Below are 21287 nucleotides of genomic sequence, written 5' to 3'. Positions count from 1 at the left end.
CGGCGCTCAGTGTGGCAGCCACACGCGCAGGAGCGAGGCGAGCTTGTCGATGTCCACCGGCTTGGAGAGGTAGTCGCTGGCACCGGCCTCCAGGCATTTCTCGCGGTCGCCGCGCATCGCCTTGGCAGTCAGCGCGATGATCGGCAGCTCGGCGAACTCGCCCTGTGCGCGGATCGCGCGCATCGTCTCGTAGCCGTCCATGCCGGGCATCATGATGTCCATCAGCACCAGCTCGGTGGACGGGTTGTCCTCCAGCGCCTTGAGCGCCTTGTGGCCGTCCTGCGCCATGGTCACCGCCAGTCCCCAGCCGCGCATCACCTTCGACAGTGCGAACAGGTTGCGCATGTCGTCGTCCACCAGCAGCACGCGGCGACCCTTCAGTTCCTCGCCCGGCGGCGGTTGTTCCGCGGCGTTGCGCGGTGCGTGCTGGATCGAATGCAGGAACAGGCTGACCTCGTCCAGCAGCCGTTCGGGCGAACGGGCGCCCTTGACCACGATGGCGTCGGTGTACTGGCGAAGCTTGAGGTTTTCCTCGCGGCTCAGGTCGCGGCCGGAATAGATCACCACCGGCGGCACGCCCGCGGGCGTGGCGGCCAGGTGCTCGAGCAGTTCCATGCCCGACATGCCGGGCAGGCCAAGGTCCAGCACGATGCAGTCGTATTTCGCCTCGCCCGTCATGTGCAGCGCGGCCTCGGCCGAATCGGCCTCGTCGATTTCCACCCCTTCGCCCCGAAGCATGGAACGCACGGCGGCGCGCGAGGCGGCATCGTCGTCCACCACCAGCAGCCGGCGCGTCTTGCCTTCGGCAAAGTGCAGCAGGCGTTCGAACGCCGCGTTGATCGCTTCGCGACTGACCGGCTTGGTGAGGAAGCCGACGGCGCCCAGCTCCCGGCCGCGGCCGGCCTCGTCGATGGCGGAGATGAAATGCACCGGGATGTGCCGCGTGGCGTCGTCGGTCTTGAGTCGCTCCATGACCGTCCAGCCGTCCATGCCGGGCAGCATCACGTCGAGCAACACGCCGGTGGGGCGATATTCGCGCGCCAGCGCCAGGCCGCTCTCGCCGTCGGCGGCGGCCAGCACGCGGTGGCCGTTGCGACGGATCATGTCGGCCAGGATGCGGGCGAAGGCGGGGTCGTCCTCGATCAGCAGGATGACCGTGTCGCCCGGCGCCAGCCGGTCGCGGTCGTCGTCGATCGCCTCGGGCAACAACGCGCTGGTATGGGTGCGTGGCGCCGGTGCTGGCGCATGCGCGGAGGTTGCCGTGACGGGCGGGGAGGCAGCGGACGGCGCGGTTTCGGGCAGCAGCACGGTGAACGTGCTGCCTTCGCCGGGAGTGCTGCGCAGCACGATGTCGCCGCCCAGCAGCGCGGCGATGCGCTTGCAGATCGCCAGGCCCAGGCCGGTGCCGCCGTACTGGCGGCTGGTTCCGGCATCGACCTGCTCGAACGCCTGGAAGATGCGCTCGAACTTTTCCGCCGGAATGCCTATGCCCGTGTCGCTCACCTCGATCGCCACCAGCGACTGGCCGAGCAGGGCGGGGGGTAGGCGAGTCTCCGTCCCCGGATGGCCGATGCGCACCCGCACGCCGCCACGAGCGGTGAACTTGAACGCGTTGCCGAGCAGGTTGTTGGCTACCTGTTCCAGTCGCGCGCTGTCGGTGTGCAGCGCCGGCGGCATGCTTTCCTCCACCTGCACTTCGAAGGCCAGGCCCTTTTCCTGCGCCACGTGCGCGAAGGTGCGCTTGAGCGCGCGGGCGAACACCGGCAGCGGCAATTCGTCGATGACCAGCTCCATCTTGCCGGCCTCGATCTTGGACAGGTCCAGGATGTCGTTGATCAACCGCAGCAGGTTCGCACCGGCGTCGTGGATGATCCGCGCCGACTCGATCTGCTCCTCGTCCAGGTTGCCGCTGTCGTTGTCGGCCAGGCTGCGCGAGAGGATCAGCAGGCTGTTGAGCGGCGTGCGCAACTCGTGCGACATGTTGGCCAGGAAGTCGGACTTGTACTGGCTGGCGCGCTCCAGTTCGAGCGCCTTCTGCGCGGTCTCGCGCTGCAGCGCCTCGAGCACCTGCTTCTGCTGCTTGAGAATGTCGCCCTTCTCGCGCAGCTCCTCGTTGGAGGCCTGCAGCTCCTCCGTCTGCACGCGCAGCTCTTCCTCGGAAACGGTCAGGCGCTGGGACTGTTCCTCCAGCTCGCGCGTCTTGGTCTGCAAGGCGGCGTTGGCGTCGCGCAGGCCCTGTTGCTGCCTGCGCAGCGCTTCCTCGGAGCGGCGCAGGTGATCGGCCTGCTCGCGGGTCTGCTCGAGCAGGTCCTGCGTGGCGATGGCGCGGGTCAGGTTTTCCTGGGTGAGCGCGACGATCGGCAGCAACTCGTCCAGGAACTCGCGGCACAACGGCGTCAGCGGCTTGAAGCTGGCCAGCTCCAGCACGCCGACCAGGCGTTCGCGGAACAGCACGGGCAGGATCAGCACGTGGCCGGGCAGGGCTTCGCCGGCGGCCGAATGGATGCGCAGATAGCGTTCGGGCACCTCGTCCAGGGCGATCGGCTTGCGCTCGATCACGCACTGCCCGACCAGACCCTCGCCTGGCACGTAGGTTTCGGCCGGATCCCATGACTGGCGCAGGCCATAGCTGCCGAGCAGGTCCAGCCGCTCGCTTGCGGCGTCGTAGCCGTAATACAGAGCAACCCCGGCCTGGGCCAGCGGTGCCAGTTCGCTGGCAAGGGCGGCGCCGAAGTCGCGGTGCGTGCCGAGCTGCTGCAGGCGCTGGACCAGTCGCGAGATCTCGCTCTTTACCCAGTTCTGCTCGCTCGAGCCGATCGCCATCCGCTTGAACACTTCCAGCGCCCGCGCGATCTGGCCGATCTCGTCGCGCCGACCCTGGCGGGTGATCGTGACCGAATGGTCGTGCGCCGCCAGGCGGGACATCAGCGTGGTCATCTGGTGCAGCGGCCGGGTGATGATGCGCCGGGTGAGTTCCAGCACGTAGGCACCGTAGAGCAGCGACAGCGCGGCGGCCAGCGCATTGAACACCCGCATGAGGTCCAGCGTCCGCTGCAGCCGCGCGTTGCGTTCGGCCAGCAGCGCCTCCTCGGTGCCGGCCATCTGGGCCAGCACGCCGGTCACGTCCGGCGCGGTGACGGTGCGGTGGGCGAAGAAGTCCTGCTGGATGCGTTCGCGCGCCCCGGCGTCGAGCTTGCCACCGCCGACCGGGGTGACGACGTAGGCGACGATCTCGCGCTGCCAGCGTGTCGCCAGCGCCTCGGCCCGGTCGAGCCTGGCTTGCTGCAGCGGGTTGTCGGTGGTCAGCGTACGCAGCAGCTTGAACCCGGAGGCCAGGCTGCGGCCACCCTGCTCGAATCCGGCCAGTTCCGTGGTGCTCTGCGTCAGCATGTAGCCGCGGGCCCCGATCTGCGCGGTCAGCATGGCGTCCTTGACCGTATCGATGGCGAGCAACACACGGTAGGTGTGCTCGGTCCACCGCCGATTGACCGTCTGCTGCTGCAGCGAATAGAGCGTGGCCAGGTTGGCGAGCAGGAACACGATCAGCAGCGGGCCGATCACCAGCAGCATCTTGCGCTGCACCGGCAGGTGGGCCAGCCAGGAGTGACGTGAGGGATCGGGCTGGAAATCGTCGGGTACTGCTGCCGGCATGCGTGTGTCGCCGTGGTTGCGGAGGGCCGTGGAGTGCTTGCCGCCACGACCTCGTGGTGCCTGCCGCCGGCGATGGAACCAGATTAGCTGCCCGGGGTAGGCATGGGTAGGGAAGTGGAACGCGGTTCGGGGCTATGGCGGCGCCAGCTGGGCGGCACGATCAGGCCACGTCGCAGCGCCACCGCCAGCAGCATGGCGGACACCAGCGTGCACAGCACGAGCGCGATCACCGACGCCTCGGCGCCGAACACGCCGCCGCTGAGCCAGTCCGGCCCGCTGCGGGTGGAGACCAGCCAGCCATCCGCCCGGGTGCCCGATACGGGGATGCCGTAGACCGTGCCCTGCATGAAGTTCCAGGCCGCGTGCAGGCCCATGCAGATCCACAGCGAGCGGGTCACTAGGTAGATCAGTCCGAACAGGATGCCGGCCTCGATGGCGATCGCCAGGCCGGCCCACAGGGTGGCGCCCGGGTTGTTCAGATGCGCCGCCCCGAAGAACAGCGCCGAGACCAGCAGCGCGGTCCAGCTGCCCAGGCCTTCCTCGACGATCCGGTAGAGCACGCCGCGGCAGATGATCTCCTCGCCGATGCCCGCGCCCAGGCCCACCGTCAGCGCCGCGAGCAGCCAGTGCGCGTCCGGGTTGGTGCCGATGATCCGGTAACTGCCGAGCAGCCACAGGCTGCCGACGACGGCGCTGAACAGCAGCGCGCCCGCGGCCAGCCCGAGCGCGCCCTCGGGCGCGAGGCGCCGCAACGCCAGTTCGCGCACCGGCCGGCGCTCGATCAGCCTGACCAGCACCAGGTAGGCGAGCAGCGGCGCCACGGCGCGGAAGCCAAGCTCACGCAGGCCCTTGGCGATCGGACTCTCGGCCGGCCCGTGCGGAACGAGCCCGAACAACATGCTGGCGGCCACCAGCAGCGCGGTGAAGAACACCAGCCGGGCGACCGGCGAGAACACCAGCCAGCGCTGCCAGCGCGGGGCCTGGGTGGGCGTGACAAAGGCGAGACGGTAGCCGTGCATGCGATTTCCCCTGTTGGAAGGGGCACGCTAGCAGCGGTCGCGGCGCAGGCCCAGTGCGGGAAGTCAACCGGGCGCCATGCAGGAGCGCACTTGCGCGCGACCGGGACAATCCCGCACAGGTGCGATCCTACGTGGGCTATACCTCGACCGAGGCCGCGTGCTCGCGCGTGGCCGAGAAACGCACCTTCGGCCAGCGCTCCTGCGCCAGCTGCAGGTTGACCCGCGAGGGCGCCAGGTAGACCAATTCACCCGCCGCATCGATGCCCAGGTTCATCGCATTCTTCTCGCGGAATTCCTCCAGCATCTTCGGATCGTCGCAGTGCACCCAGCGCGCCGTCGCCACGCCGACCGTATCGAACGAGGCGTCCACGCCGTACTCGTCCTTCAGCCGGTAGGCCACCACGTCGAACTGCAGCACGCCGACCGCGCCCAGCACCAGGTCGTTGCTCATCAGCGGGCGGAAGAACTGCGTGGCGCCTTCCTCCGACAACTGCGCCAGGCCCTTCTGCAGCGCCTTCATCTTGAGCGGATCGCGCAGGCGCGCGCGACGGAACAGTTCCGGCGCGAAGTTGGGGATGCCGGTGAAATGGACCGGCTCGCCTTCGGTGAAGGTGTCGCCGATGGAGATGGTGCCGTGGTTGTGCAGGCCGATCACGTCGCCGGGATAGGCGCTCTCCACGATCTCGCGGTCGCTCGCCATGAAGGTCAGTGCGTTGGCAATGCGCACTTCCTTGCCAGTGCGCGTCTGCAGCATCTTCATGCCGGCGGTGTAGGTGCCCGAACACACGCGCATGAACGCCACGCGGTCGCGGTGCGCCGGGTCCATGTTGGCCTGGATCTTGAAGACGAAGCCGGTGAGCTTTTCCTCCTCGGGCGTCACCGCGCGGCCGAGCGTGCCACGGGGTCGCGGGCTGGGCGCGTGCTCGACGAAGAAGTCCAGCAGCAGCTGCACGCCGAAGTTGTTCACCGCCGAGCCGAAGAACACCGGTGTGAGCTTGCCGGCGAGGTAATCCTCCAGCACGAACGGGTTGGAGGCACCCTGCACCAGCTCCAGCTCGTCGCGCAGTTCGGCCAGCATCTCGGCACCCACCGCCGCTTCCAGGCCGGGCGCGTCCAGGCCCTTGAAGATGGTCGAGTCCTGCCGCGTGAAGTTCTTGCCCGGCTCGTAGACGTGCACCTCGTCCAGCAGCAGGTGGTAGACGCCCTTCAGGCGCTTGCCCATGCCGATCGGCCAGGTCACCGGCGTGCAGGCGATGCCGAGCACCGACTCGACCTCGTCGAGCAGTTCGATCGGCGAGCGGCCTTCGCGGTCGAGCTTGTTGATGAAGGTCATGATCGGCGTGTCGCGCAGGCGGCACACCTCCATCAACTTGATCGTGCGCTCCTCCACGCCCTTGGCGCAGTCGATCACCATCAGCGCCGAGTCCACCGCGGTGAGCACGCGGTAGGTGTCTTCGGAGAAGTCCGCGTGGCCCGGCGTGTCGAGCAGGTTGACGATCTTGCCCTCGTAGGGGAACTGCATCACCGAGGAGGTGACCGAGATGCCGCGCTCCTTCTCCAGCGCCATCCAGTCGGAGGTCGCATGGCGTGCGGCCTTGCGGCCCTTGACGCTGCCTGCCATCTGGATCGCGCCGCCGAACAGCAGCAGCTTTTCGGTCAGCGTGGTCTTGCCCGCGTCAGGATGGCTGACGATGGCGAAGGTGCGGCGGCGGCGGGTTTCTTGGGCGTGCGTGGACATGCGGGCGGTCGGAGCGGGAGTCGAACCGCACATTGTAGCCGGATCGGCCAGGCCACCTGCCCGGCACCCCGTTGACCACACGCGCAGTTCACGCGTCACAACATCGCGCGGGCGTAGCGTCGCGCGCGCGCCGCATACGCGTGCGCGCCCCTTTGAAGGAGGTGGGCCATGAAACGTGTCGCCATGTTGTTCGCGTCGTTGATGCTGCTCGCAGTGATGGGTTCGACCTTCGCGCAAGAGACCAAGCCCTACAGGGAGGGGCCGGTCAGGCAGGTCAGTTTCATCAAGATCAAGCCGGGCCAGTTCAACAACTACATGAAATACCTGGACGGCCCCTACAAGACCGCGATGGAGGCCAGCAAGAAGGCTGGCCTGATCATGGGCTATTCGGTCTACGAGGCGCAGCCGCGGACGCCGCAGGACGCGGACCTGATCCTGGCCGTCACCTATCCGAACATGGCGGCGCTCGATCGCACCGACGAGGCGGATGCCATCCGCGCCAAGGTGATGGGTTCGCTGGAGGCGCAGGACAAGGCGATGATGGACCGCGAATCGATGCGCGAGCTGCTCGGCAGCCAACTGATCCGCGAGCTCATCCTGAAATAGCGGCGCACGCTGGCGCGAGGCGAGGCCCTTCGCCCCAGGGCGATGGGCCTTGTTTAGCACGGAGCGAAGCGCTAGGCGCCGAGCAAATCCTCGTAGAACGCGCCGAACGGCTCGGCCGGGTGGGCGATCTGGATCTCCAGCACCCACAACCCCGGCGAAGGCCTGCCTTCCAGCGCGCCGAGGTCGCCGCCCTTGTGCACCGAATGCGGGTAATCGCCCAGGCGGTGGCCCTTGATCGCGTGGTTGAAGCGCCAGCCCATCGCCTGCGCGCGTTCGGTGGCGAAGGCGTACAGGGCCCGGCCGCTCAGGCCATCATCGCGCCAGGCTCGGGCCACCTCGTCGAACAATGTGCGGGCGGCCTCGGCGCAGGCTTGGTGTTGCGGCGTGTTGCCGATGGCAAAGGTGTCGCCCACGTCACCCTCGTGGCCGTCGAACACCAGTCCGAGGTCGATGAAGTAGATGTCGTTCTCGGCAAGCCGCACGCTCGGATCGGAGCGCTGGCGATAGGTCTTGGTGGTGTTCGCGCCGATGCGGATGATCACCGGATGCCACAGGCGCTCGACACCATGCTCCACGAACAGCTGGGCCGCCATGGCCTTGGCCTCGTCCTCGCCGATGCCTGGCTGCATCGCCTGGCGGATGGCCTGCAGTACCGCCCAACTGCGGTCGCGGGCGCGCTGCATCAGCGCCGCGTCGTAGCGCCGGCCGACCGCTTCGCGGTTCATGTGCTACGCCGTGCGGCGGCGCGGAGGGTCACCACCAGTACGTCCCGGTGCGCCGGCTGCGAGGGATCGACCGGGGTGACGGCGGTGACGCCGTGGAACACCCGGGCGTCGTCGACCAGCGCCGTGTCGAACGGGTGGGTGAGGGTGAAGCTGCCGAGCAGGTGGCCGTCGGCATCATGGATGGTGGTGGTACCGCTTTCGATGTTGGCGCGATCGATGAGCAGCACCAGCACGTAGTCCACGCCGTCGCGGTGCACGCCCTCAGGCGTGGGCTCGCCCGCCTCCTCGGCGCGCGCCTCGATGCGGAACTGATGCACTTCCAGATGCCAGCGGACCACCTGCGGTGCGAGCGCGCCGAAGAAGCGGTGGCAGAAATCGAGGATGCGGCGAAGGGTCGGGCCATCGGCAACGATCGGCTCGAACCAGCGCTCGATGTCGCCCTGCAGCGTGTTGTAGGTCTTGCTCTGGTAGTGCGGCTGGTGCGCCTCGCGGTGGACGCCCTGCGCGTCGGCCGAGAACACCGCGTGGCGGCGGCGCCGATGGCGGCCGGTCGAGGCCAGGTAGGCATCCGGGGCGAGGTCGTTCCAACTGGCGGCGAAATCCTGCCAGTCGGGCAGGGAGGCTGCATCGAGCAGGTCGCGCATGGTGCCGGCGGCGGCGAAGGCGAAGCCATCCTGGCGAAGCTGCTCGTGCAGCGCGGGAAGTGCGGCGGTCATGTTCGGGTTGGGTGGGGAGGGGATGTCAGCATACGCCCGATCCCGAGCCCTCTCCTGCCGGGGAGAGGGCATCAGCATGCGCGATCTCGAGCCCTCTCCCCGCCGGGGGGGAGGGTTGGGTGAGGGGCTGGGGCTCGCGGGGAAGCCCATTCGTACGGTGAGGATGCTCCGTTATCTCGCTCTGTAGCTGGTCTACCGCCAGGGCGACCCCTCACCCCAGCCCTCTCCCCGCAGGGGAGAGGGCGCAACTTCGCCGCGCTTATCTAGCCTTAAGGACATCCAGACGTCTAAACGTCTATTGACAGTTCGCCCGGACAAGCCCCAGAATCGCCCCACTCATCGAGACCGGCGGAGGGATAGGCCCTTTGATGCCGGGGCAACCTGCGGGAAGCGTTCCCGCGACGGTGCCAATTCCTGCGGGGCGCTTGGCGCCGCCGAGAGATGGGCGTGGTTCGTCGCCGACGTGCAACCGTCGGCGGGGGACGGCGACCTTTCCGGTTCCCGCAGGCGATGCCACGGAGAACCGCATGACCGCCCAGCCGCTGCCCCTGCCCGTATCGCCCGCCGCCGCACCGCCACGGGTGGACGCCCGCGCAGGTGGGCTCACCGCCCAGCGCAGCACGCGGCGGCTGACGCTTTCGCCCAAGTACGGCAACGGCGCGCACACGGTCGACGTTCGCTACCTCTGGTGCGGCGCTGCCGACGCGCCGACGGTGATCGTGCAGGGCGGCATCTCGGCCAGCCGTGACGTCACCGCCTTCGACGGTTCGGGCGGCTGGTGGCAGGCGCTGGTCGACGCCGGCGCCGCGGTCGACCTGGACCGTTGCCGCGTGCTCTCGATCGACTGGCTGGCGCCTGGCGACCTGGGTGTCGAGGCGATCTCCAGCGAAGACCAGGCCGATGCTTTGGCCGCGCTGCTCGACGCGCTGGGCATCCACCGCGCGCATGCTTTCGTCGGCGCCTCCTACGGCGCGATGGTGGCGCTGGCCTTTGCCGCCCGTCATCCACGCGCGCTGGACCGGCTGGTCGTGCTGGCCGGCGCCCATCGCCCGCACCCGCTGGCGTCGGCCCAGCGCAGCGTGCAGCGCGGCATCGTGCGGCTGGGCCTCGCCAGCGGGCAGGCGGACGAGGCCCTCGGCCTGGCGCGCCAGCTTGCGGTCACCACCTACCGCGGGCGGGAGGAGTTCGGCCGCCGGTTCGCCGGTGCGCCCGAATTCCGCGACGGCCGTTTCCGCCTGCCGGTGGAGGACTACCTGGAGCACCAGGGCCGCCGCTTCATCGAGCGCTTCGATGCCGGCCGCTTCCTCGCCCTGTCCGAATCGATCGACCTGCACGACGTCACGCCCGAGCGCATTCCCACGCCTGCCACGCTGGTCGGCTTCGCCTCCGACCTTCTGGTGCCGCTGGCCGATCTGTGCGAACTGCAGCGGCGCCTGCATGGCCCCACCACGCTGGAAGTCCTCGAGTCGCCCTATGGGCACGACGGCTTCCTCAAGGAAACCCACCAGCTCGCGCCGCTGCTGCGCGCCGCGCTGGCCTGAAACCCCACGGAGCATTCCCCATGAGCGAATCGGCCCCCTGTACCCGCGCCGTGCGCGCCGGCATCGAAACCGACACGCAACACGGCGCCATCGTGCCGCCGCTGCACCTGTCGACCAACTACAGCTTCGACGGACTGGGCGGCAAGCGGCCGTACGACTACTCGCGCAGCGGCAACCCCACGCGCGACCTGCTGGGCAACGCATTGGCGGAACTGGAACTGGGCGCCGGCGCGGTAGTGACCGCCAGCGGCATGGCGGCGGTCGCGCTGGCGCTGGAGCTGGTGCCCGCCGGTGGCCTCGTCCTTGCGGCGCACGACTGCTACGGCGGCACGTGGCGGCTGCTCGATGCCTGGGCGAAGAAGGGCCGCTTCGAGCTGGCCTTCGCCGACCTCACCGACGCCGCCACGCTGGCCGCGGGTCTGGCACGCAAGCCGGCGCTTGTCTGGGTGGAGACGCCCTCCAACCCGCTGCTGCGGATCACCGACATCCGCCACGTCGCACAGGCTGCGCACGCCGTCGGCGCGCTGCTGGTGGTGGACAACACCTTCCTCTCGCCGGCGTTGCAGCAGCCGCTGGCGCTTGGCGCGGACGTGGTGGTGCACTCGACCACCAAGTACATCAACGGCCACAGCGACGTGGTCGGTGGCGCGGTGGTGGCGCGTGATGCCGCGGTGGCCGACCAGCTCAAGTGGTGGGGCAACTGCCTGGGCCTGACCGGCGCGCCGTTCGACAGCTTCCTTACCCTGCGCGGCCTGCGCACGCTGGCGGTGCGCCTGCGCCAGCACCAGGAGAATGCGCTGCGCATCGCCGAATTCCTCGCGCTGCACCCCGCGGTGAGCGCGGTGCACTACCCCGGGCTGCCGGGCCATCCCGGGCACGCGCTGGCGGCGCGCCAGCAGCAGGGTTTCGGCGCCATGCTGAGCTTCGAGCTGGCCGGCGACGAGGCGGGCGTCGCGGCACTGGTCGATGGGCTTGCGTTCTTCTCGCTGGCCGAATCGCTCGGTGGCGTGGAGAGCCTGATCGCGCATCCGGCTTCGATGACCCACGCCGCGATGGCGCCGGAGGCACGCCGCAACGCCGGCATCGCCGACACGCTGCTGCGCGTCTCGGTGGGCATCGAGGATGGCGACGACCTGCTGCTCGACCTTGCGCGCGCGCTCGACCGCGCGGCTTCCGTTCAGCCGTCCAAACGCCGGGTGAGCGCATGAGTGCGGTACTGGCCGACTGTCCGCGTCCATCCCCTGCCATCGCCGTGGTTCTGCTGGGCACCGGCGTGGTCGGCGGCGCGTTGCTCAAGCTGCTCGATACGCCGGCGGCGGCGGCGCTGCGGCTGGTCGGCGCGGCCAACTCGCGGCACCAGCAGACCGACCCGCGGCGGCTCGCGCAACGCAACCTGCGCGAGCAGCTGCGCGGCGAGGGCGGACCGCGCGATGACGCTGCGTTGTTCGCCGCGCTGGATGCCAGCGGCGCGCCGGTCAGGGTGATCGTCGACGCCACGGCCAGCGCGGCACTCGCCGCGCGGCACGCGGCGTGGCTGGCGCAGGGCTACCACGTCGTCACCGCGAACAAGGCGCTGGCCGGTGGGGAGCTGGCCGGCTGGCGCGCGCTGCAGGCGGCGCTCGCCCACGGCGCGAGTTATGGCGACGCGGCCACCGTCGGCGCGGGGCTGCCGGTGCTTTCCACCCTGCGTCGGCTGCGTGTCTGCGGCGACAGCCTGCTCACGCTGGAGGGCGTGTTCTCCGGTTCCCTGTCGTACCTGTTCAACCAGTACGACGGCAGCCGCCCATTCTCCGCACTGCTGGCCGAAGCGCGCGCTCTCGGCTACACCGAACCCGATCCGCGCTCGGACCTGTCCGGCGAAGACGTCGCGCGCAAGCTGCTGATCCTCGCCCGGCATGCCGGCTTTGCGCTGGGAAGCGAGGAGGTGGAGGTGGAAAGCCTGGTGCCGCCTGCGCTGCGCGAGGTGGACACCGCCACATTCCTCGATCGGCTGTCCGAGCTCGACGCGCCATTCGCCGAGCGCCACGCGCAGGCCGCCGCGCGCGGGAACGTGCTGCGCTTCCTGGCCCGTCTCGACCCGCGCGGCCGCGCACGCGTCGGGCTGGTCGAGGTACCGCCCGCGCATCCGTCCGCGCGGCTGTCTGGCACCGACAATCAGTTCGCCCTCACTACCACCCGGTACAACGTCCAGCCCTTGGTGATCCAGGGCCCGGGGGCGGGGCCGGAAGTCACCGCGCAGGCGTTGCTTGGCGATGCCCTGGCGGTTGGCGCCCGTGAGCTAGGTTGACCCCTCCTGGGCGAAACACGCCGGGATGGCCGTCGATCAGGACTTCTTGCCCAGCTCCCGCCAGCTTTTTTCGCTCACTTCCACGTCGAACTTCTTCGCCGCCGCCTTGATGCGCTTCCACGCCTCATCGCGGTCGTCGTCGCTGACGCCCTTGACCTGGTCGAAGCGCGCAATGGCGTTGCGAACGTGGCTGGCGTCCTCCAGCGGCTCCTTGCGCTGGTCGGGAAAGGCGAAACTGCCGCGGGACAGGTCATCCCGTTTGTCGCTATCGAGCTCTGCCATCGGAGTGCTCCGCAGGTGGTGCCCGCGAGGGGCGATGCGGAATGGTGTCGCGTACCCCGTAAGCCATGCGTATGGAGGGTGTGAGCGCCGCCTTGGGGCAATAAAAAACGCGCGGCTCGTCGCCGCGCGTTCGGTGGTTTCGCAGGTTCCGATCAGCGGCCGGTGATCTTCTCGGCCTCTTCCTCGTCCGGCGGGATCTGCAGCGCATCGGGATGCTGCGCCGCCTGCTCGCGCTCGGCTTCGATCGCCGGCGTGCGCCAGCCCGACGCCACGCCCCACAGGTAGAACACCAGGCCGATCACCGCGACCACGGCGAGGTCGTAGCCGTACGGGATGTAGTCCAGGCCGCCGAACTTGGCGCTGCCGATCTTCGACACCACCGCCAGCGTGATCAGGTACGCGATCAGCCACCACGCGCCCTTCAGGTGCCGCCCGAACTCGTGCCAGCCGTGCTTGGCGGTGTAGTAGAAGTACACCGGAAGGGCGACCACCATCAGCAGGATGATCTCGCCGGTCAGCGGCCACTTGGCCCAGTACAGCAACTCGGCCGACATGATGAAGGCGATGCCGGCGATGACCGGAAGGCCGGCCAGCTTGAACGGGCGGTGCAGTTCCGGCGCGGTGCGGCGCAGGGTCATCACGCTGACCGGGCCGGTCAGGTACGAAATGATCGTCGCCACCGAGATCACCGCGGCCAGCGAGTCCCAGCCGCGGAAGAAGAACAGGAACAGGAACGACACCACCAGGTTCAGCCACATCGCCGGACGCGGCACGCCGGACTTCGGATCGATGCGGCCGAAGATGCGCGGCAGCGTGCCGTTGCGCTCCATGCCGTAGATCATGCGGGCGGTGGTGGCGGTGTAGGTCATGCCGGTGCCGCTGGGGCTGACGAAGGCGTCGGCATAGAGCAGGATCGCCAGCCAGTTGAGGTTGACCAGCACCGCCAGCTCGGCGAACGGCGAACTGAAGTTGATGCCCCGCCAGCCGGCCTGGGCCAGCAGGTCCGGCGGCACCGCGCCGAGATAGGCGATCTGCAGGAGCACATAGACCACCGTGGCCAGCAGGATCGCGCCGATGATCGCGAACGGGATGCTGCGCCCCGGGTTGCGTGCCTCGCCGGCCAGGTTCACCGGGCTCTGGAAACCGTTGAAGCTGAACACGATGCCGGCGGTGGCCACCGCGGTGAGGATCGCCGCGAAATCGTTGGCGTGGCTGCCGCCGGTCGCGCCGACCTCGAGGTTCTCGCCATGGAAGCCGCTGGCGATCAGCGCCACGCCGGTGGCGGCCGGGATGATCAGCTTGACGAGCGTGATAAGGCTGTTGGAGCGGGCGAACAGCTTGACGCTCCAGTAGTTGAGCAGGAAGTAGACGATCACCAGCACGCCGGCGATCGCCACGCCCAGCTGGCTCAGCTCGCCGTGCTGGCCGGGCACGGCGTGGTAGAGATCCTGCGCCCATTGCCACTTCCAGCCGGCCATGTACTGCACCGAGGCTTCCGCCTCGACCGGGATCACCGAGACGATCGCGATCCAGTTCGCCCACGCCGCGATGAAGCCGACCAGCGAGCCGTGCGAATAGTGGCCGTAGCGCACCATGCCGCCGGACTCGGGGAACATCGCACCCAGCTCGGCGTAGGTCAGCGCGATGGACAGGATGATTGCCGCGCCGAGCACCCAGGCCCAGATCGCGCCGGGGCCGGCGAGCTTGGCGGCGTTCCACGCGCCGAACAGCCAGCCCGAGCCGATGATCGAGCCCAGGCCGGTGAACATGAGTGCGAAAGGACCGACGTCACGCCGGATGGAAGTCTGGTTCGCCATCGAGGGCCCCTGTGTCTGCCAGGCGCTGAGCGCCAAAGCGGTGATGGTCGCAAAGTGGGCCGGGCATGTCACCTGCGGCGGCGGCTACATGGTTTGTGGACGTCCGGATGTCCGGTTGTGGTCGCGAGATGTCTGCGTCCCTCTCCTCGGTACCGGCTCGAAGGCCGGGAGAGGGTTCGGGCCGAGCGTGCCGATTGGCGATACCGAACGCTCACCTGCAACCCCTCTCCCGGAAAGGGGCTTCCTATTTCCGTTCGCAGCGAGCGCAGGCGCAGCCGAGACGCCTACCCCAGCCCGCTCGCCGGAACTAGCTCTCCGAGGCGGGGGCCGCCTGCCCGAACGACGGCGGCCGATCCGCCGGGGCCGCGCCGAACTTCAGATTGGGTGTCGCCCCCATCTCGAACTCCAGCGTGCCACCGGCGGCCAGCTCCGCGTGGCTGATCCAGCTCTTCGTCCATGGCTTGCCGTTCCAGCGCACCGCCTGGATGTAGGGCTTGTCCGGCCCGTTGCCGTGCGTGCGCACCACCAGCTTCCTGTCGCCGGCCAGCATCACCTCGGCCTGATCGAGCATCGGGCTGCCGAACACGTAGTTCGTGCTCACCGGATCGACCGCATACAGCCCCAGCGCCCCCAGTACGTACCACGCACTGGTCTGTCCGCAGTCCTCGTTGCCGGCCAGTCCGTCCGGCTCGGGCCGGTACATCTTTTCCAGCAGCATGCGCACGCGCGCCTGCGTCTTGTGGTGCGCGCCGGTGTACGCGTACAGGTAGGCCACGTGGTGGCTGGGTTCGTTGCCGTGCGCGTACTGGCCGACCATGCCGGCGATGTCCGGTGGCGCGTCGCCCGGCAGCGCCGAACTGGTTTCGAACAACTCGTCGAGCTTGCGCTCGAACGCCTGCTCGCCGCCGAACAGCGGCATGTAGCCGTACAGGTCGTGCTGGTTGAGGAAGGTCGCTTCCCAGGCGTTGGACTCGGTGAAGTCGCGCCACTTGTCGCCGTGGCCCATGGCGCGCGGATCGAACGGTTCCAGCCACTTTCCGTCGCTGCCACGCGGGCGGACGAACGCCAGCTTCTTGTCGAACAGGTTGCGGTAATTGCGCGAGCGCTCGCGCAAGTGCTTTGCATCCTCGTGCGCACCCGTCGCTTCGGCCAGGCTGGCCATCGCCCAGTCGTCGTAGGCGTATTCGAGCGTCTTGCTGGCGCCCTCCCATTCCTTGTCGCTGGGGATGAAGCCCAGCTTGCGGTAGTACGCGAGGCCCCGGTAGTCATCCTCCATCGCGCGCTTGCGGTAGAGCGGCCAGGCCTTGGCGTAGTCGATGCCGGTGAAACCCTTGGCCTGGGCCTCGGCGATCACCACGGCGGAGTGGTAGCCGATCATGCAGCCGGTTTCCACGCCCTGCAGCGGCCACACGGGCGGGCCGTCCGGGCTCTCCGCCGCCATCCGCACCAGGCCATCGACCAGGTCGGGCACGCGCGCGGGCTGGAACAGCGTCAGCAGCGGATGCAACGCGCGGTAGGTATCCCACAACGAATAGGTGCTGTAGTTGTGCCGACCCTGCGGCAGCTCGTGGACCTTCAGGTCCATGCCGCGATAACGACCGTCGACGTCGCTGAACAGCGTGGGCGCCAGCATGGTGTGGTACAGCGCGCTGTAGAAGGTGCGCTTGACCGGCTCCGACGGGCTGTCGACGCGGATGCGCGAGAGTTCGCGTTCCCAGGTGTCGGAAGCTTGCTGCTGCACGCCCTCGAAGTCCCACCCGGGGACTTCGGATTCCAGGTTTCGCCGCGCGCCGTCGATGTCGACCGCAGAGATGCCGACCTTCACCAGCAGTGGCTCGCGCGCCACGTCGGTGAAATGCAGCGCCGCCTTCAGGTGCTTGCCGTGCACCTTGCGCGAGCCGGTGGGCAGCGGTGCGTCCTCGGCGTACAGCGTGGTGCGCGCGACCGGACGCGAGAGCTTAATGGCGAAATGCATGTAGCGCCCATTGGCCCACTGGTGCACGCGCCGGCTGCCGACCAGCAGGTCGTCGCCGATCAGCTCGAGCGTGGCATCGCTTACCTTGGACGGCACCTTGGCGTCGTCGTGGTAGCCGTGCGCGAGGTCGACCAGCAGATGCCCGTCGCCCTGGCCGCGGAACGTGTAGCGGTGCAGGCCGGCGCGCAGCGTGGCGGTCAGCTCGGCCAGGATGTCGTGGTCGGTCAGGTGCACGCGGTAGTAGCCGGGCCGCGCCTGCTCGCCGTCGTAGCGCGAGCGGTAGCCATGGCCGGGTTTGCCGACCGCATCGGGCGGCAACCGCGTGCTCGCGAACGCCGCTTCGTCGAAGTGCGACTGGTAGTTCTTGTCCGGCAGCCCGCGCTCGCCCGGTTGCAGCAACACCGGCCCCTGGGCCGGCATCACCAGCACGTCCAGCATGTCGCTGGCGCCGGTGCCGGACAGGTGCGTGTGCGAGAAGCCCATGATCGACCCGTCGCGCTGGTGATAGCCCGAGCAGGCGTCCCAACCGGCGTCGTTGGTGTCGGGGCTCAATTGCACCATGCCGTAGGGCAGCGCGGCGCCGGGGAAGGTATGGCCATGCCCGCCGGTGCCGACGAACACGTCGACGTAGCGTGACACGCCCTCGCCGGCGCCCATCGATGAGCGGGCGACGCCCGGCCGGCTCATCGCGAAGCCCGGCAATGCGCCGGCCCCGCCCAGTGCGGCCAGGGCGCCCATGCCTTGCAGGAAGTGTCTGCGGGTCACCATGTCGAGTTCTCCTGTGGGTCGGTGGGCGGCACCACGGATGCCGGCCTTGGGGTGGAAAGTGGATTCACGGGTTGCGCAGCAGCGCGGGCCGCGTCTTGGCGAGCTTGACGATTAGCTCGCCGAACAGGCTGTTGGCCCAGGCGAACCACGCTCGCGTGAAATGCGCCGGATCGTCCTGGTCGAACGCTTCGTGCATGAAGCCGGTGCCCGCGTCGGTATCGCGCAACCAGCGCAGGCACTGGCGGATCTCGGTCGGATCGCTGCTGGTCAGCGCGCGCATGGTGATCGCCATCGGCCAGATCATGCGCAGCCCCTCGTGTGGCCCGCCGATGCCCTCGGCCGCGCTGCCGCGGAAGAAATACGGGTTGTGTCCGCTCCAGGCGCGCTCGCGGGTGCGACGGTAGAGCGGATTGTCCGTCGCGCAGCATCCGAGGTAGGGCAGGCTGAGCAGGCCCGGCGCGTTGGCGTCGTCCATGAAGAGCCGGTTGCCGTAGCCGTCGATCTCGTAGGCCCAGTAGTCGCCTGCGGCATCCTGCAGGCGGCCGTCGCGATGGGTGGCCTGTTCGACTTCATCGGCCAGTGCAGTGCATTCGTCGGCGAAGCTGGCGTCGCGGTGGATCGCGCGGCTCATCGCGGCGAGCTGGCGCAGGGAGGTCACGGCAAACAGGTTGGCCGGGACGAACAGCGGATACAGGCAGGCGTCGTCCGAGGGCCGGAACGCCGAATGGATCATGCCGTTGGGCCGGGTCGGGTTGCCGTAGCCTTCCAGCGCCTGCGTTTCCGTGGGTCGGTCGCTGGTTCGCTGGAAGTGGTACGGGCCGTGGCCGTGCTTGCGCTGTTGCTCGCGGAACGTTTTCACGACCACGCGCATGGCCGCGCGCCAGTCATCGTCGAACGGGGCCGCGTCGCCGGTCGCCCGCCAATAGCCGTGCGCGAGTCGGATCGGCCAGCACAGCGAATCGATCTCCCATTTGCGCTCGCCCACGCCCGGCTTCATGTCGGTCTGGTCCTGGCGAGCCCACGACAGCGGTTGCGCACGCGGATCGGGCATGAACGCGTTGGCGTAGGGATCGATGCGGATGCACCGCGCCTGGCGCTGGATCAGCCCATGGAAGAGCCGCTGCAATGCGCGGTCCTGCTTCGCCAGCGGCAGGTACGGCGCGACCTGCGCGGAGGAATCGCGCAGCCACATCGCCTCGATGTCGCCGGTGATCACGAACGTGTCCGGCTTGCCTTCCAGCGTGCCCAGCTCGACCGTGGTGTCGAGCGTGTTCGGGTAGCAGTTGGCGAACATCCAGGCGAGCTTGGGATCACCGACCAGTGCCTGCACGCGCGCCAGCTCGCGTTCCACCGCGTCGCTGGTGAAGCGTCGCTTGCCCGAAGGCGGGCGCTTGCTGGCGTAGCTGCCGGGAGTGCGAGCCATAGCGACGTTGCCGATGGCGCCGGCGGCGGCCGTGGTGCCGAGCAGTTTGAGGAAGTCGCGGCGGGTGGTCATGGCGGGGTTCCCATGGCATGCGCAAGGTCCTGCACCTGCAGGGCTTGCCGGAGCGCTGCCGCCGAAGCCTTGCTGGTCACGTCCAGCGTGACGGGCTCGCCCGGCAGCAGGTCGAAGCTGTTGTCCGACAGATCGGCATTGAGATCGCCGAAGGAAACCCACACGTCGCGCGCCAGCGCATCGGCGGCAAGCGTCAGGGTGTAGCCCGTGGCTGACGGGGTGAGTTGCGCGTGGACATGCGGCTGCGGAAGCCGAAGGTCCTTCGGCAGGGCGAAGAACACCAGGTTGCGGGAGATGGGCTTGCCGTCCTCGATCAGTTCGAACACCGCGAAGGTGGCGCGCGGGTCCGCACCATCGAGCAACTGCGCGTCGCTGTATCGGGCGACTTGCGTGCTGGCCAGCGGCGCCAGCGTGACATCGTGGGACGCCTCACGCAGCACCTTGCCGGCGAAATCCATCAGTCGCAGCCGCCATCGGGCGTCGAGCGCGGTCGTGCGATCGGAAACCAGCGACACGGTGGTGGTCCCTTCGTGCCGCAGCGCCGCCACCAGCAGCGGCGCATAGAAGCGCCGGGCACGGAACTGCAGCGCCTTCCACCGCCCGTAGGTATCGATGCTGGACCAGGTCACGCCGGGCCACAGGTCGTTGAGCTGCCAGTACAGCGAGCCCATCGACCGCGGGCGCGCCGCGCGCAGGTGTTCGGCCGCGAGCGCGATCCCGTCGGCCTGCATCACCTGGCTCAGGTACACCAGCGCGGGAAAATTCTTCGGCTCGCCGTATTCGCGCCGCACGTAGTCGAGCAGGCGCCGGTTGCCGTTGCCACCGTCGAACTTCTGGTGCGCGCGCAGCACCGGCGAATCCGCCTGCAATGGTCCCGCGCCGGCGAACGCGCGGATCGTGCGCAGGTCGGGGAACGACTGCAGGCCATATTCGGACTGGAAGCGCGGCGTCACGTCCAGGTAGGCGGTGGCCGGTTTCGCCTCGCCCGACCACACGTCCCAGTAGTGGTAATCGCCATCGTCCAGGCTGTTGGCAAAGCCGTCGCCGCCCTGGCTGGGCGAGCTTGGCCAATACGGCACGTCCGGATCGTGTTGCGCGACCACCTCGCGCAGCACGTCGCCGAAGAGGTCGCGCATGCCCTGCTTGATGCGTTCGTTTTCCGCGGGCGCGAGCGAGGCTTGCAGCGCCTTGCGGTCGCCCCACGACAACCAGCTGCTCTGCACTTCGTTGTTGCCGCACCAGAGCACGATCGAGGGATGGTCCGACAGGCGCTCGACCTGCTCCGCCGCCTCCTGCCGCACATTCGCCACGAACGCCGCATCGCGCGGCGGGATGGCGCCGCCGAACATGAAGTCCTGCCAGACCATCAGGCCCATCCGGTCGGCCATCGCATAGAACGCGTCGGGCAGGTAATAGCCGCCACCCCACACGCGCAGCATGTTCATGTTGGCCGCGCGCGCCGATTCGAGCGTCTGGCGCATGCGCGCGTCAGTCACGCGGGTAGGGAAACTGTCGAACGGGATCAGGTTCGCGCCTTTGGCGAAGATCGGGACGCCGTTGACGACGAACGCGAAGCTGCGGCCCCAGCGGTCCCTGTCGCGCCGAAGCTCGACCGTGCGCAGGCCGACCTGGCGCGAGCCTTCATAGAGAGGCGTGCCGCCATCGTCCAGCCGCACCCGCACCGTGTACATGTCCTGCGCGCCATACCCGACCGGGTACCACCGCCTCGGATGGGCGATCGTTACCGGCACGACAACGCGGTGATGGCCCGCAACCACTTCGACATCCGCAACCTGCCGGGCGACCGGCTGGCCATCCGGCCCGAATACGCTTATTTCCACCGGCAGCGGGGCGTCGTGGTCCGCATCGACATCCAGCTGCACGTCCAGCTGCGCGGCTTGCGCACCCAGATGTTTCTGCGCGACATGGAAACCGGCCACGCGCAGCCCATCCCAGCTGTCCAAATGCACCGGTTGCCAGATGCCCTCGGTGACGATGCGCGGGCCCCAGTCCCAGCCGTACTGGTAGGCGGCCTTGCGGACGTAGTTCGCCGTTTGCAGGCCCTTGGGCTCGTCGCCGAAGGCCGAGTCGAACTCGCCCGGCAACGCGTACGGCTGCCGCTTCAGCCACGGCTGCAGGCGCTCGATGGGGGAGTGCAGGCGAACTTCCAGCGTGTTGGCGCCCACCCGCAACCAGGGTTTCGCGGATACCGTCCAGTGGCGGAACATGTTGTCCGCGTCGAGCAGCTTGTGCCCGTTGAGGTAGACCTCGGCGAAGGTATCGAGCCCCTCGAACACCAGCTCGGCATGCCGGCGTGCCAGCGTGGCCGGGTCGACGTCGAAGCGGGTGCGATAGACCCAGTCGGACAGGCCCACCCACTGGATCGCCGCCTCGTTGCGCCCCACGAAAGGATCGGCCGCCAGGCCGGCTGCCATCAGGTCGGTCTGCACCGCACCCGGCACCGTGGCAGCGAGCCAATGTGCCGCCTGCGGGTGCTCCGCCTCGCGGGCATCGCCCGGCGCCAGGCGGACCTGCCAACCCTGGTCGAGAAGTTGCGTCGCCGGTGCCGCACGACCCGGGCCCGCCAACAGCACCAGCGCACCCGCGATGCAGGCCAGGCGTGGCGTCATGCGCGTGCGGGTGGACGGAAGCGCGATCGTCATGACC

At 68.8% G+C, this 21287-nt stretch carries 14 protein-coding genes and 1 riboswitch; of the genes, 4 read left to right on the top strand and 10 right to left on the bottom strand.

Features of this window, described 5'->3' with window-relative positions; genetic code table 11:
• Window positions 1-6: 6 nt before the first annotated feature.
• The 3 genes from ACFWZ4_RS05640 to ACFWZ4_RS05630 form a co-directional block, all read right to left on the bottom strand.
• On the bottom strand, window positions 7-3651 hold the full coding sequence (locus ACFWZ4_RS05640; protein ID WP_439703726.1) for a response regulator: 3645 nt from the start codon (window positions 3649-3651) through the stop codon (window positions 7-9).
• 83 nt (window positions 3652-3734) lie between these two features.
• Complete coding sequence (locus tag ACFWZ4_RS05635) at window positions 3735-4670, bottom strand: lysostaphin resistance A-like protein (protein ID WP_439703725.1); 936 nt, start codon at window positions 4668-4670, stop codon at window positions 3735-3737.
• 136 nt (window positions 4671-4806) lie between these two features.
• Window positions 4807-6408 carry a peptide chain release factor 3 gene (locus ACFWZ4_RS05630; RefSeq protein ID WP_439703724.1) on the bottom strand — a complete coding sequence of 534 codons (1602 nt, stop codon included), beginning with the start codon at window positions 6406-6408 and terminating at the stop codon, window positions 4807-4809.
• A gap of 168 nt (window positions 6409-6576) precedes the next feature.
• On the opposite strand from ACFWZ4_RS05630, the gene ACFWZ4_RS05625 reads away from it, so the two are divergent.
• Window positions 6577-7014 carry a hypothetical protein gene (locus tag ACFWZ4_RS05625; RefSeq protein ID WP_439703723.1) on the top strand — a complete coding sequence of 146 codons (438 nt, stop codon included), beginning with the start codon at window positions 6577-6579 and terminating at the stop codon, window positions 7012-7014.
• A gap of 71 nt (window positions 7015-7085) precedes the next feature.
• Here ACFWZ4_RS05625 and ACFWZ4_RS05620 read toward each other — a convergent pair whose 3' ends face one another.
• Window positions 7086-7739 carry a M24 family metallopeptidase gene (locus ACFWZ4_RS05620; RefSeq protein ID WP_439703722.1) on the bottom strand — a complete coding sequence of 218 codons (654 nt, stop codon included), beginning with the start codon at window positions 7737-7739 and terminating at the stop codon, window positions 7086-7088.
• Window positions 7736-8455, bottom strand: a complete 720-nt coding sequence (locus tag ACFWZ4_RS05615) for a 2OG-Fe dioxygenase family protein (protein ID WP_439703721.1) — start codon at window positions 8453-8455, stop codon at window positions 7736-7738. Before ACFWZ4_RS05615 ends, ACFWZ4_RS05620 begins: the two co-directional genes overlap by 4 nt.
• Window positions 8456-8788: 333 nt before the next feature.
• Window positions 8789-8903: riboswitch (SAM riboswitch) on the top strand.
• Window positions 8904-8982: 79 nt separating this feature from the next.
• On the opposite strand from ACFWZ4_RS05615, the gene metX reads away from it, so the two are divergent.
• The 3 genes from metX to ACFWZ4_RS05600 are packed head-to-tail and all read left to right on the top strand — an operon-like array spanning window position 8983 to window position 12283.
• Window positions 8983-9996 carry a homoserine O-succinyltransferase MetX gene (gene metX / locus ACFWZ4_RS05610; protein ID WP_439703720.1) on the top strand — a complete coding sequence of 338 codons (1014 nt, stop codon included), beginning with the start codon at window positions 8983-8985 and terminating at the stop codon, window positions 9994-9996.
• Between the two features lie 20 nt (window positions 9997-10016).
• A complete protein-coding gene (gene metB / locus ACFWZ4_RS05605; RefSeq protein ID WP_439703719.1) occupies window positions 10017-11204 on the top strand; it encodes a cystathionine gamma-synthase in 1188 nt (395 codons plus the stop codon).
• Window positions 11201-12283 carry a homoserine dehydrogenase gene (locus ACFWZ4_RS05600; protein WP_439703718.1) on the top strand — a complete coding sequence of 361 codons (1083 nt, stop codon included), beginning with the start codon at window positions 11201-11203 and terminating at the stop codon, window positions 12281-12283. Before metB ends, ACFWZ4_RS05600 begins: the two co-directional genes overlap by 4 nt.
• 36 nt (window positions 12284-12319) lie before the next feature.
• Here ACFWZ4_RS05600 and ACFWZ4_RS05595 read toward each other — a convergent pair whose 3' ends face one another.
• From ACFWZ4_RS05595 to ACFWZ4_RS05575, 5 genes are all read right to left on the bottom strand, one after another.
• On the bottom strand, window positions 12320-12565 hold the full coding sequence (locus tag ACFWZ4_RS05595; protein ID WP_231321380.1) for a DUF6582 domain-containing protein: 246 nt from the start codon (window positions 12563-12565) through the stop codon (window positions 12320-12322).
• A 152-nt stretch (window positions 12566-12717) separates the two neighbouring features.
• The gene (locus tag ACFWZ4_RS05590; protein WP_439703717.1) at window positions 12718-14382 is read right to left on the bottom strand and encodes an APC family permease; all 1665 of its coding nucleotides are present in this window, start codon (window positions 14380-14382) and stop codon (window positions 12718-12720) included.
• Between the two features lie 307 nt (window positions 14383-14689).
• Window positions 14690-17125 (bottom strand): GH92 family glycosyl hydrolase, encoded by a 2436-nt coding sequence (locus ACFWZ4_RS05585; RefSeq protein WP_439703716.1) that lies wholly within the window; start codon window positions 17123-17125, stop codon window positions 14690-14692.
• Between the two features lie 64 nt (window positions 17126-17189).
• A complete protein-coding gene (locus ACFWZ4_RS05580; RefSeq protein WP_439703715.1) occupies window positions 17190-18620 on the bottom strand; it encodes a glycoside hydrolase family 125 protein in 1431 nt (476 codons plus the stop codon).
• Window positions 18617-21283 carry a beta-mannosidase gene (locus tag ACFWZ4_RS05575; RefSeq protein WP_439703714.1) on the bottom strand — a complete coding sequence of 889 codons (2667 nt, stop codon included), beginning with the start codon at window positions 21281-21283 and terminating at the stop codon, window positions 18617-18619. The genes ACFWZ4_RS05580 and ACFWZ4_RS05575 overlap by 4 nt, the downstream gene beginning before the upstream one ends.
• Window positions 21284-21287 lie beyond the last annotated feature (4 nt).

This window comes from Frateuria sp. GZRe12, from assembly GCF_051900535.1.
Classification (GTDB): domain Bacteria; phylum Pseudomonadota; class Gammaproteobacteria; order Xanthomonadales; family Rhodanobacteraceae; genus Frateuria_A.
The sequence above is the reverse complement of the archived record's forward strand: the minus strand, read 5'-3'. Positions and strand labels throughout refer to the sequence as shown.